Below are 16901 nucleotides of genomic sequence, written 5' to 3'. Positions count from 1 at the left end.
TTTCCTATGATTGACGAAAAGCCGGAGAGCGAGAGCGTTTCGGCGCTGGCGCCGTTCCGGCACGGCATCTTCCGCGCCGTGTGGTCGGCCAGCCTCGTGTCGAATTTCGGCGGCCTCATCCAGGGCGTCGGCGCCGCCTGGATGATGACCACGATCGCCACCTCGCCCTATCAGGTCGCGCTGGTGCAGGCCTCGACCACCTTGCCGATCATGCTGTTCGCGCTCGTCGCCGGCGCCATCGCCGACAGCTTCGACCGGCGCAAGGTTATGCTGGTCGCCCAGACCTTCATGCTGGTCGTCTCGGTGCTTCTGACCCTGTTCACCTATTCCGGCTTGATGACGCCGTGGACGCTGCTTGCCTTCACCTTCCTGATCGACAGCGGCACGGCCCTGAACAGCCCGTCCTGGCAAGCCTCCGTCGGCGACATCGTGCCCCGCAACAAGGTGCCGGCCGCCGTCGCGTTGAACTCGATGGGCTTCAACCTGACCCGCAGCGTCGGTCCGGCGATCGGCGGCATCATCGTCGCCGCAGCCGGGGCGGCGGCCGCCTTCGCGGCCAACGCGGTGAGCTATATCGGTCTCATCGTCGTGCTGGCGCGCTGGAAGCCGCAGGTTCAGCCATCGACGCTGCCGCGCGAATCGCTTGGCGCGGCCATGGGCGCAGGCCTGCGCTATGTCGCCATGTCGCCCAACATCGGCAAGGTGCTGGTCAGGGGCTCCGCCTTCGGCTTCAGCGCCGGCGCGGTGCTGGCGCTCCTGCCGCTGGTGGCGCGCGACGTCGTCAAGGGCGATGCCTTGACCTATGGCATCATGCTGGGCGCCTTCGGCATCGGCGCGGTCGGCGGCGCGCTGATCAGCGTGCGGCTGCGCCAGCTTTTGTCCAGCGAGACCATGGTGCGCTCGGCCTTCGCCGGCTTCGCCGTCTGCGCCTTCAATGCCGCCGTCAGCCACAACGCCTGGCAGACATCGCTCGGCCTGCTGGTCGGCGGCGCGTGCTGGGTGATCGCGCTTTCGCATTTCAACGTCACCGTGCAGATGGCGACGCCGCGCTGGGTCGTCGGCCGGGTGCTGTCGGTCTATCAGACCGCGACCTTCGGCGGCATCGCGCTCGGCAGCTGGATCTGGGGCATCGTCGCCGACGCGCATGGCGCCGGGACAGCGCTGATCGCGGCGGCCATCGCCATGCTGGCTGGCGGCGCCATCGGCCTCGTGCTGCCGCTGCCGCAGCAGCAGGTGCTGAACCTCGATCCGCTCAACCGCTTCAAGGAGCCGCATCTCGCGCTCGACCTGAAGCCACGCAGCGGCCCCATCGCCATCATGATCGAATACATCATCCGCGACGAGGACGTGCCGGAGTTCCTGGCCACCATGGCCGAGCGCGGCCGCATCCGCCGCCGCGACGGTGCCCGCAACTGGACGCTGGCGCGCGATCTCGAAAATCCGGCGATCTGGATCGAGCACTACCACACGCCGACCTGGCTCGAATATGTCAGGCACAACGGCCGCATCACCCAAGCCGACGCCATGGTCGGCGAGCGCCTGCGGGCGCTGCACAGCGGCGACGAGCCGCCGCGGGTGCGCCGCGTGATCGAGCGCCCGACAACCGCGGGCACGGCGCTGGTCATGGCAAAGGGCCCGATCGAGCATTAGGAGTGCAGGATAGCGCGAAGACGTTTTCGTCCGGGCTTGCATCAACACAAAGCGTTAGAGCGGACCCAGCCAGCGGAACGCGCGCTTCAGTTCGGCGACGCCATCGCGTTCGTACCAACGGCCGTGCGCCATGATCACGCGTTCCGGATTCCATTCTAGCATCTTTTCGACTGCCGCCTTGAGTTGCCCCCTGGGGAAGGTCAATCGCAAATCGCGCGGCGTCTTGCCATCCGGATCAACGACACCAGCCGCCCTGGCAAGCCAGCGCCACGGCCAGCCAAGCTTCCGCGGTTCGAAGTTCTCGATCAGGTCTGTCAGGATCAATGTTCGGCTGACGGAATGGAAGAACACCATCTCTGTCATGAAGCTGCCTTCCACCGGCAGCGACTTGAGGTCATCGTCCCACGGGTAGCCCCTCTCGGCACCAAGCTCGTTCGCCTCGAAATCGATCCTGTCGCCCGCCTGCTCGCGAATGCCCGGTGCCAGCCAGATACCCGCATCCGCAAAGGCCCTGCGCCACATCGGAATCCACCAATAGTGGATCCGGTTCGGCCCGATGATGTAGCGGACCTTGCCCAATCCAGCGATCTCGGCCTCGAGGCTCTCTGTCAGCAAGGTGGGTGAATGGACGAACAAATCGCCGTCGTTGACGCGGATGACGGTCATCCGCGTCGGAAACCGCATTTTCGGCCAAGGCATGCCGAAGCGGATGACCGGGCCATCCACGATCCAGATGTCCTTCGAAACCAGCTTTAACGTGTTGAGCGGCGGATATGGTGCGCGGTCGGCCATGATTTGCTGAAGTAGGGCGGAGAACAAGCTTGGCCACGGCAGCTTCGCCTTGCACGAGCTCAGCCGGGCCGGCTCGGCAGCCTACCTTCGCCCGACCTACCCTTCGCCCGACAGGTCCCGGCGCGCTTTTTCCAGCTCCTCGGCATAGCGCCGCATCAGATGACCCTCGGTCAGCAGTCCGAGCACGATGTGGTCGGTGAAATCCTCGACCACGGCCAGCTCCTCGGCGCCGGCCCGCTGGAAGGTCTCGGCGGCCGACTGCACGTTCATGCTCGGCACCAGGACGGCATCCTTGTATTGCGCCAGATCGCGCACCGCCGTCTCGCCGTCGGACAGGTCGCTATGCAGTTCGGCAACGATCAGCACGCCGACATACTGATCGCCGGCGTCGACGGCAATGACGCGCTGGGCCGAACCCAGCGGCACCTGCTTGCGGAAGGCCGCAAGCGTCGTGTCGGCATTGATGGTCTTGATGTCCTTGCGCATCATCGAGCCGACGGTCAGGCTGCGCATCCAGCCGACGTCATGGGCACTGCGGATCGTCTCGCCGCGCAGATGAAAGCGCCACGTCGAGAAGGAGTAGCCGAAGGTCTCGCGCACCAGGATCGCCGCCATGATCGAGGCCGCCAGGACGACGCCGGTTAGCGTCAGGTCGCGGGTCGATTCCAGCGCCAGGAACGTCATCGTCAGCGGCCCGCCGACGACGCCGACTGCCAGCGATGTCATGCCGACGACGGCAGCGACGGCGGAATCGATGCCGGTCGACGGTGAGATGAAAGCCATCACATCGGCGAATGCCTTGCCGAGCAGGGCGCCAAGAAACAGCGAAGCGAAGAACAGTCCGCCGCGAAACCCCGAACCCAGCGAGATCGCGGAAGCCGCCAGCTTCAGCACGAAGACGCTGGCCACCACGCTCAGCCCATAGTTCATGGCGAATTCGCGATGCAGCGCGCCGTGGCCGCTCGACAGCACCTGCGGCGTGACCAGCCCGAGCAGGCCGACGATGACGCCGCCGATGACGGGACGCAGCGAGGCATCGACCGACAGCTTGGCAAAGGCGCGTTCGACCAGCGTCACCAGATGCATGATGGCGATCGAGGCGGCCCCGCCAAGCAGCCCAAGCAGCAGGAAGGGCACGTACTGGCTGGCCGTGAGTGCCGGCAGGCCCGCAAGCTCCAGCGGGAACGGCACGCCGCCGAACATCTCGGCGGTGAGCGAGGCGGAGATCGCCGCGGTCATGACAGGCACCACATTGGCGACCGAATAGATGCCGATGACCAGTTCGAAACCATAGAAAGCGCCGGTCAGCGGCGCGTCGAAAGCCGCCGCGATGGCGCCGGCGGCGCCGCAGCCGACCAGGATGCGGACATCGTTGCGGCGCAGCTTGAACAGCCGCGCCAGCCGCGAAGCCAGGCCGGAACCGACCTGCGTGTAGCCGGCCTCCAGCCCGACGGAGGCGCCGAAACCGCTGGAGAGCATGGTCTGGCCGGCGATGATGAACGTATCGGTCAGCGACATGCGACCGCCATAGAGCGCGTTGGCCTCGATCGGGTCGACAGGCGTGCGGAATCTCCGCTTTCTCAGCCAGATCACCGTCAGCCCGAGCAGGATGCCGCCGATCGCCGGGATCAGGGCCTGCATGGGGTGGGCGAGGGAGAACATGCCCGAAAGCCGGCCGCCGGCCTGCACGCCGAACAACAGCCCGTGCAGGTCCTGCACGATCTGGCTCATCGCGGTGACCAGTATGCCCGCCATCACGCCGACGATGCCGGCAAGGACGACAACCGCTATGCCTCGCGCTTCGAGCAGCGGGATCGAATTGATGAGCACCGCGCGCAGCCGGCGAGCGTAGACTTGCGGTTGATTCCTGGGCGATTGGTTTTTGGTAAGCACCGGAGCGGCTCGCCGACATCAGCAAGGCATTGAAAACACTGCCGTGCTGATACGCCGAGCGGCACCGCATGGCAACCACAATGACGGCGCCCGCGCGCCCTTTGGGAGGGAGCCCGTCCGGCCGCCGATGGTCAGGTCGGCTTCGGGTCGCCGGCCTCGTAGAGCACGAGATTGCGCTCGCCGATGCCGAGCGCCGGCCAGCTTGCGCGCCAGTCCACAAGGTGTGGCGCGGCGAAATGTGCGTCGAGCGCCGCCCTGTCACTCCAGACTTCCGTGACCCGGATCAACCCGGCATCGAGGACATCCTGCGCATAGGAGTATGCGAGGCAACCGGGCTCGGCACGGCTGGCGACAACCATGCGTTCCATCGCTGGCCTTGCCTGTTCGAGCTTGTCGGGTGGCAGACGAACCGTGCCGATGACCAGCAGCATGAGATTTCCTTTCGATGGTTGGGCAGGCCACTCTCCCACCCTCGCGCAAGCTTGGCCAGCTACCCTCGCCGGGCTGTCGCATGCTCGGCAGCCCACGGTTTTCGAGGACTAGAATGGCGATAAGCGAAAGCATCCAGCCCGGCGCCGTGGCCAAGAACGGTCGCGACGTCTTCTTCGCGCTGGGCATCGTCATCATCCTGGCCGTGCTGTTCCTGCCGATCCCGGCCTTTCTCATCGACGTCGGCCTTGCCTTCTCGATCGCCCTTTCGGTGCTGATCCTGATGGTGGCACTGTGGATCCAGCGGCCGCTCGACTTCTCCTCGTTTCCGACCGTACTGCTCATCGCTACCATGCTGCGGCTATCGCTTAACATCGCCACCACGCGCATGATCCTGTCGCACGGCAATGAAGGCACGCATGCAGCCGGCTACGTCATCGCCGGCTTCTCCAAACTGGTCATGGCCAGCGATTTCGTCATCGGCCTGATCGTCTTCATGATCCTGATCGTGGTGAACTTCATCGTCATCACCAAGGGCGCCACCCGTATCGCCGAGGTCGGCGCCCGTTTCACCCTCGATGCCATCCCCGGCAAGCAGATGTCGATCGACGCCGACCTCTCCGCCGGCATGATCGACGACAAGACAGCGCAGTTGCGCCGCCGCGAGCTGGAAGAGGAATCCTCCTTCTTCGGCTCGATGGACGGCGCCTCGAAATTCGTCCGCGGCGACGCCATCGCCGGCCTCATCATCACCGCCATCAACATCGTCGGCGGCATCGCCATCGGCTATATCAGGCACGGCATGGGCATGGGCGAGGCCGCCGACGTGTTCATCAAGCTGTCGGTCGGCGACGGTCTGGTCACCCAGATCCCGGCGCTCATCGTCTCGCTCGCCGCCGGCCTGCTGGTTTCCAAGGGCGGTACGCGCGGTTCGACGAACCAGGCCGTGTTCGGGCAGCTCGGCGCGCATCCGCGCGCGCTCTATGTGGCGGCGGCGCTGCTGGTGCTGCTCGGGCTGATGCCAGGCCTGCCCTTCTTCCCCTTCTTCGCGCTCGCCGGCGGCATGGCCGGCCTCGGCTATGTCATTCCGATGCGCCACAACCGGGCCATGGCCGAGGCCGAGGCGCTGAAGAACCAGGAGAAGGCGACCAAGGCCGAGGAAGAGAAGAACTCGGTCAAGGCCTCGCTCGCCACCGCCGAGATCGAGCTTCTGATCGGCAAGCAGCTTTCGACCCGGCTGCTGGTCTCGCATCAGGAGCTGGTCTTCCGCATGGCCAAGATGCGCAAGAAGTTCGCCCAGCAATATGGCTTCGTCGTGCCCGAAGTGCGCGTCGCCGACGATTTCGCCATCCCGCCGAAAAGCTATCAGATCAAGGTGCACGGAACGGTGGTCGCCGAATATTCGATGCGCGTCGGGGAGATCATGGTGCTGCTCGGCAACCGCGACGTTCCCGAAATTCCGGGCGAGGAGATCCGCGAACCGGCCTTCGGCATGCGTGCCTATTCCGTCATGGAAACATTCGCCGAGGATCTGAAGCGCGAGAACTACACCTTTGCCGACAACATGTCGGTGCTGCTCACCCATCTCTCCGAGGTCATCCGCAACAACCTGCCGCAGCTTCTGTCCTACAAGGACATGAAGGCGCTGCTCGAGCGCCAGGATCAGGAATACCGCAAGCTCGCCGACGAGATCTGCACCACGCACATCTCCTATCCCGGCCTGCAGGCAGTGCTGAAGCTGCTGCTGGCCGAGCGTGTCTCGATCCGCAACCTGCACCTGATCATCGAGGCCATCGCCGAGATCGCGCCGCATGTGCGCCGCACCGAGCAGATCGTCGAGCATGTCCGCATCCGCATGGCGCAGCAGATCTGCGGCGATCTTTCGGAGGGCGGCGTGCTCAAGGTGTTGCGTCTCGGCAACCGCTGGGACCTCGCCTTCCACCAGAGCCTCAAGCGCGACGCCAAGGGCGAGGTGCGCGAGTTCGACATCGATCCGCGCCAGCTCGAGGAATTCGGCCAGGACGCCACCAAGGCGATCAAGAAATTCCTCGAAGCCGGCGAGCGTTTCGTCCTCGTCACCGCGCCCGACGCGCGCCCCTATGTGCGCATGATCATCGAGCGGCTGTTCACCACGCTGCCGGTGCTCTCGCATGTCGAAATCGCCAAGGGCGTCGAGATCAGGGTGCTCGGGACCATATCGTGAGCGTTCTCTCGCAAGCGGTCGTCATCGCGGCGTTCCTCGCCTTCTGCCGCATCGGCGCCTGCTTCATGCTGATGCCCGGCCTGTCCAGCGCCCGCATCCCGGTGCAGGTCAGGCTGTTCGTTGCGGTCGCCGCCACCGGCGGCCTGCTCGCCTTCCTGTGGGACAAGATCTTTCCCTTCGTCGATCCGCGTCCGCAGATCCTGGTGCCGATGATCGTTTCCGAACTCCTGGTCGGCGGCCTGATCGGCGCCATGACCAGGCTCTACATGGAAGCCCTGCGCTTCATGGGGTCGGCCATCGCCATGCTGATCGGCTATGGCGGCTCGGGCGGGCCAGCGATCGAGGAGCCCGAACCGCAGGCGGCGCTCGCCGCCATGATCTCGTTCTCGGCACTGCTGCTGCTGTTCGTCTTCGACTTCGACCATGAGATCATACGCGCGCTGGTGACGTCCTATACGGTCGCGCCGGTCAACGTCTTCTTCAACCCGCAGGCGGCACTGGTCGATGTCGCCGACACGGTGTCGGACACCTTCTTCCTGGTCATCCGCCTCGGCAGCCCTTTCGTCGCCTATGCCATTCTCGTCAACCTGACGATCGGCTTCGTCAACAAGCTGACGCCGCAGATCCCGATCTATTTCATCTCTCAGCCCTTCGTCATCGCCGGCGGCATGCTCATCTTCTATTTCGCCGTCGGCTCCATGCTGTCGCTGTTCGTCGACGGCTTTGTCGACCTGACGCTGGCGAGGTGACATGAGCACGCGCAAGGACCGCCTGAAGAAGCTGGTCAAGGTTCAGGAACAGTTGAAGGCGCTGCACGAGACGCGCCACGCCACCCTCCTCGCCGCCGCAAATGCCGCCGAAGCCGAGGCCAAGGAACTGGTCGAGCATTTCGACAAGGACAATTCCCTCTCCGGCCTTTTCCCCGATCTCTACCACCGCCGCATCGCCCAGGCCGTCGTGCGCCAGGAGGCGAACCTCGAAAGCGCCAGGAAGGAGGCCGGCCTCGTCGCGTCGGCAACCGCGCGCACCAACATGGTCGAGCGCGCCTACAAGGACGTGCGCAACCGCGACGAACGCGAACGCTCCGACCGCGAACGCCTCGATCTGATCGCGCAGAAGCGGGGACAGGAGTAGAGGAGGAGGTCTGGACGCAAAGCAAGCCTTCGCAGCGGAATCCTGACTGACCGCTTTGCGCCTCGTACGGGCTATGGATGCAATTTCGCGTCTACCCAGAAGCCGCCCGTACAGCCTGTCGAAGAATGTGCCGAGCCTCCGCATTGCGGAGGATCGTAAAAAGGCGACGTTTCAGCTAGCTTGTTATCTGTTCGGCGGCAGCTTCTTCGAGGCCCGCTGCCGCTTGGAGGGCAAGACCGCGAGCCGCTGCCTGTGAATCGTAAAATTCCTCCAGCGCATGGACCCTGCCCCACCGCAGGGTAAACACGTGGAGACCTCGGTTGATGTACGACGTGTCGCCGTTGAGCAGGGTCGCGGTGCCATCCCACTGGGCAAACACAGTGGTATGCCATGGCCAGCCCTCCACCCAGATGTGATTGACCGTGAGACGGAGGGTGGGCAGAACACGGCCGAGGCGTTCAAACCAGCGGCGCAGGGCTTCCTTGTCGTGGCGCTCTCCACCAAGCGCGTGGGCGCCGCCAACCCGATGATGGACATGCGGCGCGAGTGCTTTCACCGCCGCATCCCAGCGATGATTGTTGACGTCATCGAAGCTCTTTCGGATCGATTTCTCGACAAAATAACTATATAGCATATCACTCTCCTCCAACTCATTCGGTAGCGCGATCGAAGGCAAGCTGTTCGGACGCAGCCGACACCATGCAGGGTCTGCGCGTCAGCGCATTGTCGCGTCGGCTCGCAGGTATGTGTCGGTCTCGGTCGAGATCGTGACCTCCTCGCCCGACCTTGAGAACGCATAAAGCGAATCCTGATGGCCCGGCATGGAAAAGGCCACGGAGTCGCCGTCAGCAAGGCCCATGACGAAGCGCAGCGGATCACCTCCGATCTTCGGCGCGAAGGTGGCGGTGACCTCCAGCAGGTCGCCGTTGACCGGGACGTAGTAGACCACCATGTCGAGCTGTCCCTCGTGCAGGCTGGCAGCTTCGATCGGGCGTCCGATGGTCGCTTCCTCGGCAAAAGCCGGTTTCGCAAGAAACATCGCGGCCAGAACGGACGCACTCAGGGTTTTGCGGATCATCTCATATCTCCTTTTTTGGATTGCGTTCGACCTCTATATAATGTATAGATTACGAATGCAATCTAAAAAGGAGATGGCGATGCGCGTAAGTCGCACTCAGGCCGCGGAAAACCGCGAAACCGTGATCAATGTGGCAAGCCGCCTTTTTCGGGAGCGAGGCTTTGACGGCATTGGCCTCAAGGATCTGATGAAGGGCGCCGGGCTGACCCAGGGCGCCTTTTACAAGCAGTTCGAGTCAAAGGACGACCTGGCGGCGCAGGCATCCAGGCGCGCGATGGAAAGCGCCACCGACAAGTGGTCGGCCGCGACAGCGGCAAACCCTGGGAAACCGCTCGACGGGGTGATCTCATTCTACCTCAGTATGGATCATCGCGCGGAAAAGATGGACGGCTGCCCGGTCGTCGCGCTCGGCTCGGATGCGGCCAGGCAAGGCGCCGAGGTAAAGGCCTCATTCGAGGCCGGCATCAGGGAGTATCTCGAGATGCTCGGCAGTTGGGTTGGCGAGGACGACGGCGAAAAGGGCGGCAACAAGGCAATGGCCGTTCTCTCGACAATGGTCGGCGCGGTCATGCTCTCGCGGGTGGTCAACGACCCGGACCTCGCGCAGGCTTTTCTGGATGCGGCGGCCGATCAGGTTCGCGAGACAGTCGCCATCTGAATGATGCGGGCAGCGGCGCCTGATCCATTGCTCGCCGCTCGGACCGAACCGTCGCGCGCGACTGCGAAGAAGTAACGGATACCGTCCCAGTCGATCATGGAGAAGTTCGCGTCGTCACGTGAAGCCTCCGGTGCGATTTCGCACCACCGTAGTGCGTGTCTTCCGACTGCATGGCGCGCCTGGGCATGCCTACCTCTTGGCGTGGGGCAGCGGCGATGCGTCCGCCCGAAGGAGAAGCGCGATGAGCTATTCCACCATGAGATTTGGGGCTGTTGGCCAGGCATTGGCCCGTATGTTCGGCCGCTAGGCAAGCACCGGGCTCGGCATCCTTCGGCACTAGCATCGGAACGCCTGCGTGCGCTCGCGCGGCTTATCTAGCTGAGCGGCATCAGCTGACCTCCGGGCCATCCGTCCGGTCGTCCGGCCACCTATAATCGGAGATCAAGGGCATGAACATCGAACTCAAGGGCCGCAAGGCCATCGTCACCGGATCGACCGCCGGCATCGGCCGCGCGATCGCCGAAGGGCTCGCGCGCGCAGGCTCCGCCGTCGTCGTCAATGGACGTACGGAAGAGCGGGTCGCCGCGACGCTCCGGGAACTGCGCGCGCTGCTGCCTGACGCCGACCTCACCGGCATTGCCGCCGATCTCGCGACAGCCGAGGGCTCGGCGGCGCTCGCGGCGCAGGCGCCGAATGCCGACATCCTCGTCAACAATGTTGGCACTGCGCGTCCCAACGGCTTCTTCGAGCAGGACGACGCCGCATGGCTCGACCTCTTCCAGCTCAACGTGATGAGCGGCGTGCGCGCCGCGCGCCACTATATGCCGGGTATGGTCGAGCGCGGGTGGGGACGGGTCGTCTTCATCAGCAGCGAGTCCGCGCTCGCCATCCCCAAGGAGATGATCGACTACGGCATGACCAAGACCGCGTTGCTGGCCGTGTCGCGCGGGCTGGCCGAACTTGTCGGTGGCACCGGCGTCACGGTCAACGCTGTCCTGCCGGGGCCGACCGACTCCGAGATTCTCGGCGGCTGGATGAAGGCCACCGCGAAAGAGCAGGGCATCACGCAAACGGACGCCGAGCATAATTTCCTGAAATCGCTGCGTCCGACCACGCTCATCAACCGGTTCGCGACAACCGAGGAAGTCGCGAACATGGTCGTCTACACCTGCTCCGAGCAGGCCTCGGCGACCACCGGCGCCGCGCTGCGCGTCGACGGTGGTGTGCTCCGCTCGATCGGATGAGCCGCGTCCCACCGCCGCGGTGGCATGAGGGTCGCCGCGGCTGAGCCAGCCTCAAATCGGCGCCGGCTCGGGTGCCTCATATCGGCAGCGATTGTCGGATCGTCGGAGCCGCCCTGGGGTGCCCCGATCGACCGGGCCGAGATCAAGATCGACGAGGGGCCGTGGATCGATGCCAGGAGCCGCCGTCTGCTCTCGGCCCTCACGCGGACGTGCAGCAATGCGCCACTGTCCGGAATTACGGTTGAGAAGAGCGCCCGCCTGCCGGTTGCGGGAATTTCCCTTCGTTGTTCATGCTTACTTCCGTGACCAGCTTGCGGCGAAGCGCCGTGCTGTAGTCGTTTGGCCCTTTTGGCGTCATGACGAAGGCCTGGGAACCGCCAATGACCGATTTGGCAAAATAAGATGCCAGCGGATTGCCGGGATCGTCGTCTTCGGTGGGAATGGCGATCGCGTTGATCGTATATCCCTTGGCAATGGCGTTCAGCCTGCTCGGCTGAACAGGAAGTCCGTCGTTGTTCTCACCATTGGAGGAGATATCGATGACCTTCTTGGCGGCATTTCCAGGAAACTGGTCCAACAGAAGACTGCCAATGTCGATAGCCGAGGAAACCGATGTTCCGGATCGCCCTCGACGGATGACGCCGGTATCCCCTTTCCTGCTGATCTCCGCCGCCGCCGCTCTTGCATCTTCCAGTCCGCAGATGCTTGTCCACGGCAGTATGGTGCGTGCGTGTCCGGGGCTCGACCATTCAAAGTAGGCCACGCCGATGCAGCCGACGTAATTCCGGCCGATGGCGGCGATGATCTCGGGCGAAGTGAGTGCCGCGGCATGTCCCTCGCGTTGCAGATCGGCGACCTTTGGATCAATCGATGACGAGAAGTCGACCGCGAACACGATGGCAACGTCGACATTCGCTGCATGCGCCGGGAGATTCCAGAACGCAGAAGCTGCAAGTATCCCCGCCAGTCTCAGGAGTGAATTGGCTCGCTTTGCCAGCCCCCTTCCCGATGGCTTTTTCGGCGAAAAAAGATTGGCCCCGCCTATCGGCTGCACCCGCCCGCGAAAGGAGACCGCTCCAGAAGAGGGACCGGCGTCCTGATACATATCTATAAACATGCCATTCTCCATCTCGACAACCGATCGTTGTCAAAGCCGCCCATTTTCAACATGTGGAAATTTGACGAGGGACCTTGGACCCAACGCCGAACAGCAGCAGATCGGCCTTGGTCCACAAAAGATAACAGCCGAGTAACGTCAGCGGCATGATGAGTGCCGCGAAGGACTCGCCCGACCAGACTACCGGCAAAGCCTGGCCGAGGGCGACGGTTGTCGCCACCACTGCCGGCAACCTGCTGGCGAGCACCGCACTGCGGAACGGATCGGGCCAGGCGGTCGGCCACACCGGAACCGGCCTGCCCGGCCTGTGAAAGGTGCTGCCGAACTTGCCGAGCGCATGCAGCAGGCCGGACGTCGCCGCAAGCAGCGGGTCGCCGAGCAGCAAGAGCGCGATGCCGAGCCCGATTGCGCCTAATCCCGAGAGGAAGTCGCCCAGACGATTGAGGGTGGGATCGGGAACATCCGGCTTTGCCCAAGCCCGGTGGTAGGCTTCGCCGCCGCAGAAAAAGACGAGGGTAGCCAAGGTGAGCGCAACAGTGCCATGGCTGCCCGCGAAATAGTCCATCACCGCCGCGATGACAGCGCTTTCCTCATGCTGGCCGACTGGCGCGGCCGCAATTTGGGTTGCAAGACCTACGATGAGGCCAAGCGCGTTGCCACTGTTGTAATAGCCGCCGGGTCCCTTCATGCGGGCACCAAGGGCCGATCTCAAATGTGCGAGCGGAAGAAGGACTGTCCACGCGTTCATCGCAGCGCACCCGCGGCCTGTCCGGCCGCGCTCGATACGGCGACGTTCGCATCAGCGGCAGTGGTCATCGCATTCCTCCACCGGACCTGAACTGTTGACGCGGCGTTCGCCTGCCCCGCTTGCCGGCGCTGTTGCAAAGGCAGGGGCAATGTCGAAGCGTTGGTTCGAAGCGGTCCGCAAGGACGCACGTGCCTGCGGCGCTCGGTTCGATCGTGCCACGGAAAGGATCGCACCGAGAATGATCGCTGCTCCCAAGGCGCCCGGCCACGAACTCCGCTCGCCCAGAAAGATCGTCGCGCCCAGCGCCCCGAAGACGCTTTCGGCACTGACGATCACGGCGGCGTGGCTGGCCGGCGTGAAGCGGAGGGCAGCCGTCTGTATGCCGAAGGCTATCGCGGTGGAGAAGACGCCGAGTATCGCCAATTCCGGGCCGGCTGCGAATGCGGCGGCCAGCGACAGGTTGCCTTGCATTGCCCCGAGCGGCAGGGCGAAGACTGCGGCGCCGAGGAATTGTGCCGCGGCGGCGGTGAACGGCCGCGCATGGGCCTGCATGTGCCGGCCGAGCTCGACCGCCCAGAGCGCATAGCAGGCAGCCGACAGGATGGCGGTGAGATCGCCGCTGCCGAGGCCGCCGATCCCATCCGACAAAAGCAGGGCTCCGACCAGGGTCAGCCCGGCAGCGATCGTGAGGCCAGCTGTCGGACGCTCGCCGACGAGCAACCAGGCGGCCAGAGGTGTCATTACGGTTGCCGTGCTCACCAGAAAGCTTGCATTGGTGACCGAGGCTCCGACATAGCAAAGCTGCTGAAGCGTGATGGAGATGGCGAACAGCGCGCCCACCCTGGCCAGGCTCGGAAAATAGCCCGCCCCGATCGCCACTCGCCTTTCGGTCAAGACAAAGGGCAGCACCAGCAGCCCGCCGATCAGGCAACGCAGACTTACCGCGCTCATGGCGTCGAGATGGACCAGCACCGTCTTTTGCGAGACGTTGCCGAAGCCCCACAATGCGGCTGCAAGGAGCAGCAGCAAATTGGCTCTTGTTCTGGACACGCGCCCCCCTTGAACCAAGCATTGCGTTGACTTGGCCGCCTAATTTAGCGAAGTCTAAATGACCTGCCGTCACGGGAGCGCTTGAAGCGCGGTGACGGACGATTGCGGAACGTTAGATTTGCGTTAGAATTTCGTCAGGCTGAGGCAGCAGATGCAAAGTGACGACGGCGGCGCTGCAAATAGAATCTCACTCTTCGGCGGCTTCCGTATTGAAACAACTGGCCCGCTTCGACTGGTCGGGAAACGCGGCCCGGCAATCGTTGCTTATCTGGCCCGATGTCCGGGCATGGCAGCGACGCGGGAGAGACTGGCTGATCTGCTATGGGGCGACAGCGATGGCGAACATTCGCGCAACAGTCTTCGCCAAGCGCTCAGCGTCCTGCGCCGCGATCTCTCGGGTGTCGATCTTATCCATTCCACCGGAGAGTTGATCCACCTCAGGCCAGAGGCGTTCCGGGTCGATGTGGAGGAGTTCGAGACGGGTTTATCGGCCCGCTCCGCGCAGGAACTCGAAAAGGCTCTGGCGAACTACACCGGCCCGTTCCTCGACGGTCTCCATGTGGGAAGCAATGGCTTCGACGACTGGGTCGCGTCGGAACGCGACAGGTTGCTCGGTCGTGCGCTTGAATCGTTCGAGAAACTGGCTCGCCTCGTCGACGCTGAAGCGGGCCTCGTCCTGGCCGATCGCGTCCTGGCTATGGATCCGGCGCGGGAAGAATCCTATCGGCTCAAGATGGAATTGCTCCTTGCTTGTGGTCAACGCGACAAGGCGCTCAGGACATACGAGGCTTGCAGAAGCATGCTGAAGAAGGAGTTCGGCGTCGAAGCCGGCCCTGAGACGCGGGCACTATGGCAGTCCCTGCTGCTCACTTCCGACACGGCGTCACACGCACCGTCGGCAAGTGGTGTTGCGGCCAGCCATCGTCTCGGACACCCCTCCATCGGCGTTGCCGACTTCACCAATCTGACCGGAAAACAAGGCGACAATTTTTTCTCCAAGGGACTGGTCCAGGACATCACGACAGCCCTTTCCGAGGTGGCCGACTATGTCGTGCTCTCCGCGGTTCCCCCGACAGATAAGATCGGCCCGCGCCAGGAAGGTAAAGCGCCGGGAGCGCTGCGCGCACAATATGTGCTCAGCGGCAGCATCCAGAGATCCGGCAATGGGCTGAGGGTGAACATCCAGCTTGTCGATGCCGTCGGCGGTCATCATGTCTGGGCCCAGAAGTTCGACGGCCAGTCCGAGAATGCGCTCGAATTCCAGGACAGGATCGCCCAGTCCGTCGTTCTGGCGGTGATCCTCGAACTTCAACTGACCAACTGGAAGGTCCGCGACAAGAGTCCGCCTGGTCCCCCTGAAGTGCGCAGGTTGGTGAACGAGGCGCTCATGAAATATTTTGAGATGACCCAGGACTCGCTGCTGGTCGGGATGGAACTTGCGACGAAGGCGCTCTCGACAGGGCCCGACAACGCCCGTGCGAAGCGGACGCTCTCGATCATGATTTCCATGGGCATCGCGTTTGGCGCGCTGCCCCGCGAGCAGGGCAATATCGAGTATACGCTGGCGCTTGCCGAGGCCGCGGTGCGGGCGGTGCCGGACGATGAAATTGCCCGGTGCATCTTGTCATTTGCTCTCGAAAGTTGCGGTCGTATCGACGAGGCGATCGTCGAATGCCGGCACGCGATCAGCCTCAACCCAAATTATCCGAGCGGCCACGGCGATATTGCGATGCTCTTCGCGCTGCGCGGGCAGGTCAGCGAAGCCGTGCGCGAGGCGAACGAGGCGATCCGGCTGGGAACCCATGACGTCATCGACTACTGGCGTCACCACGGGCTCGTTATGGCGCTGTTTGCCGGCGGAGACGATCAGCGGGCGCTCGAGGTCGCGCGCAAGGTGGTCAGGACAAAGCCGGGCTTCGTTCGTGGCGCGCTTTATTGGGCCGCAGCCGCGGCCGCAACCGGCAATCGCGATGAAGCGTCGCGGGCCATCCATCATTGCCTGTCACAACTTCCACATCTCAATCTGAGCAATGTCTGCCCTGGCTTTGTGCCGCGCTATGTGAAGGATCATCACCATTCCCGGTTCCTTGAAATGCTGTCGAGGGCCGGTCTTCCTCCGTCCTGAAGCCCCTCGCGTTCGAACGGATTCGGGCGAGACGCCGTCTGCAGGTCGTTCTCGCAAAACCGGAAGCCACTTTTTACGCGACATGCGTTGTTGAAATCTGGCTACGCGGCTTGGATGCAGAGAACCCTGACCTTGCTCCCTCCCCCCGCAAGCCTGCCACAAGCTTGTTGAGGCATGGTCTGGCCAAGGAAAACCGATAAAAGGCGGACTTTCTTGGCGATCTCTCCACCCAGCGACATCGTGATGGATGTTGTCCGAGCAGCCGAGCCGGCGGATCTCGCGGCCGCGCGCGCCGCACTGACCAGGCATGCGGGCGGCGTTGCCGGCAGCTTTTCGGTCGAGGCCGCTTCGGCCGGGACGATGCTCTCGCGCGCCACCGCCGACCAGGCCCTGGCGGCCGATCCATCCAAGAAGTTCAAGAAATTCGAAGCCATGGTGCTCCAGACCTTCATCCAGAACATGATGCCCAAGGACACCGAGGGCGTGTACGGCAAGGGCCTGGCCGGCGACATGTGGAAATCGCAGCTCGCCGAGCGCGTCGCCGACGTCATGGCCGAGCGTGGTGGCATCGGCATCGCCAAGTCGCTGCTCGCCGACCATTATCTCGAAGGCAAGCGCAAGGTGCCGATCGGCCCGGTCTCCGGCGGGCCTGAAAAGACCGAGATCGACCGGCAGAGCCGTCTGTCCACCTCGCTCGTCCAGGAGCTGCAGCGCAAGGCCGCCAGGTCCATGACCGGCGATGAAACGACCACAAAGACAGACATCAAGATCTAGACTGGG

General features: G+C 63.8%; 16 protein-coding genes. 8 read left to right on the top strand and 8 right to left on the bottom strand.

Going from position 1 to position 16901, the window contains the following annotated elements; all coding sequences use genetic code 11:
- The first annotated feature begins 6 nt into the window (after positions 1–6).
- Positions 7–1650 carry an MFS transporter gene (locus tag LB547_RS06915; protein ID WP_140522340.1) on the top strand — a complete coding sequence of 548 codons (1644 nt, stop codon included), beginning with the start codon at positions 7–9 and terminating at the stop codon, positions 1648–1650.
- Between the two features lie 54 nt (positions 1651–1704).
- On the opposite strand, the gene LB547_RS06910 is transcribed toward LB547_RS06915, so the two are convergent.
- The 3 genes from LB547_RS06910 to LB547_RS06900 all read right to left on the bottom strand — a co-directional run bounded on the left by LB547_RS06910 (position 1705) and on the right by LB547_RS06900 (position 4766).
- The gene (locus LB547_RS06910; protein ID WP_140761409.1) at positions 1705–2442 is read right to left on the bottom strand and encodes a DUF4336 domain-containing protein; all 738 of its coding nucleotides are present in this window, start codon (positions 2440–2442) and stop codon (positions 1705–1707) included.
- A gap of 96 nt (positions 2443–2538) precedes the next feature.
- Complete coding sequence (locus tag LB547_RS06905; protein ID WP_140513652.1) at positions 2539–4335, bottom strand: chloride channel protein; 1797 nt, start codon at positions 4333–4335, stop codon at positions 2539–2541.
- Between the two features lie 131 nt (positions 4336–4466).
- On the bottom strand, positions 4467–4766 hold the full coding sequence (locus LB547_RS06900) for a putative quinol monooxygenase (protein WP_140556597.1): 300 nt from the start codon (positions 4764–4766) through the stop codon (positions 4467–4469).
- A gap of 113 nt (positions 4767–4879) precedes the next feature.
- Here LB547_RS06900 and flhA point away from each other — a divergent pair, with 113 nt between their 5' ends.
- The 3 genes from flhA to LB547_RS06885 are packed head-to-tail and all read left to right on the top strand — an operon-like array spanning position 4880 to position 8101.
- A complete protein-coding gene (flhA, locus tag LB547_RS06895; RefSeq protein ID WP_140496240.1) occupies positions 4880–6967 on the top strand; it encodes a flagellar biosynthesis protein FlhA in 2088 nt (695 codons plus the stop codon).
- A complete protein-coding gene (gene fliR / locus LB547_RS06890) occupies positions 6964–7716 on the top strand; it encodes a flagellar biosynthetic protein FliR (protein WP_140496241.1) in 753 nt (250 codons plus the stop codon). Before flhA ends, fliR begins: the two co-directional genes overlap by 4 nt.
- 1 nt (position 7717) lies before the next feature.
- The gene (locus LB547_RS06885; RefSeq protein ID WP_140496242.1) at positions 7718–8101 is read left to right on the top strand and encodes a hypothetical protein; all 384 of its coding nucleotides are present in this window, start codon (positions 7718–7720) and stop codon (positions 8099–8101) included.
- 175 nt (positions 8102–8276) lie between these two features.
- On the opposite strand, the gene LB547_RS06880 is transcribed toward LB547_RS06885, so the two are convergent.
- Entirely contained in the window at positions 8277–8735 is a 459-nt protein-coding gene (locus tag LB547_RS06880; protein ID WP_140560321.1) for a nuclear transport factor 2 family protein, read from the bottom strand.
- Positions 8736–8816: 81 nt separating this feature from the next.
- The gene (locus tag LB547_RS06875) at positions 8817–9179 is read right to left on the bottom strand and encodes a hypothetical protein (RefSeq protein WP_140560320.1); all 363 of its coding nucleotides are present in this window, start codon (positions 9177–9179) and stop codon (positions 8817–8819) included.
- A gap of 79 nt (positions 9180–9258) precedes the next feature.
- Here LB547_RS06875 and LB547_RS06870 point away from each other — a divergent pair, with 79 nt between their 5' ends.
- Both LB547_RS06870 and LB547_RS06865 read left to right on the top strand, forming a co-directional pair.
- Positions 9259–9837, top strand: coding sequence for a TetR/AcrR family transcriptional regulator (locus LB547_RS06870; protein WP_140513927.1), 579 nt, complete (start codon positions 9259–9261; stop codon positions 9835–9837).
- Positions 9838–10286: 449 nt separating this feature from the next.
- A complete protein-coding gene (locus tag LB547_RS06865) occupies positions 10287–11081 on the top strand; it encodes an SDR family NAD(P)-dependent oxidoreductase (protein ID WP_140761404.1) in 795 nt (264 codons plus the stop codon).
- A 235-nt stretch (positions 11082–11316) separates the two neighbouring features.
- Here LB547_RS06865 and LB547_RS06860 read toward each other — a convergent pair whose 3' ends face one another.
- The 3 genes from LB547_RS06860 to LB547_RS06850 form a co-directional block, all read right to left on the bottom strand.
- On the bottom strand, positions 11317–12210 hold the full coding sequence (locus LB547_RS06860; RefSeq protein WP_318013602.1) for a DUF1194 domain-containing protein: 894 nt from the start codon (positions 12208–12210) through the stop codon (positions 11317–11319).
- Positions 12211–12244: 34 nt separating this feature from the next.
- Positions 12245–12886, bottom strand: a complete 642-nt coding sequence (locus LB547_RS06855; protein WP_224655832.1) for a hypothetical protein — start codon at positions 12884–12886, stop codon at positions 12245–12247.
- 111 nt (positions 12887–12997) lie between these two features.
- Positions 12998–13996: a DMT family transporter gene (locus LB547_RS06850; protein ID WP_140496248.1), complete on the bottom strand. Its 999-nt coding sequence runs from the start codon at positions 13994–13996 to the stop codon at positions 12998–13000.
- 151 nt (positions 13997–14147) lie between these two features.
- Between LB547_RS06850 and LB547_RS06845 the strand changes: the two genes are divergently transcribed.
- Positions 14148–16121 carry a BTAD domain-containing putative transcriptional regulator gene (locus LB547_RS06845; protein WP_140496249.1) on the top strand — a complete coding sequence of 658 codons (1974 nt, stop codon included), beginning with the start codon at positions 14148–14150 and terminating at the stop codon, positions 16119–16121.
- A gap of 174 nt (positions 16122–16295) precedes the next feature.
- The gene (locus tag LB547_RS06840) at positions 16296–16895 is read left to right on the top strand and encodes a rod-binding protein (RefSeq protein WP_181172115.1); all 600 of its coding nucleotides are present in this window, start codon (positions 16296–16298) and stop codon (positions 16893–16895) included.
- Positions 16896–16901: the final 6 nt, after the last annotated feature.

The sequence above is a fragment of the Mesorhizobium sp. B264B1B genome, assembly GCF_020165765.1.
Classification (GTDB): domain Bacteria; phylum Pseudomonadota; class Alphaproteobacteria; order Rhizobiales; family Rhizobiaceae; genus Mesorhizobium.
This window is presented reverse-complemented; position numbering and strand designations above follow the sequence as displayed.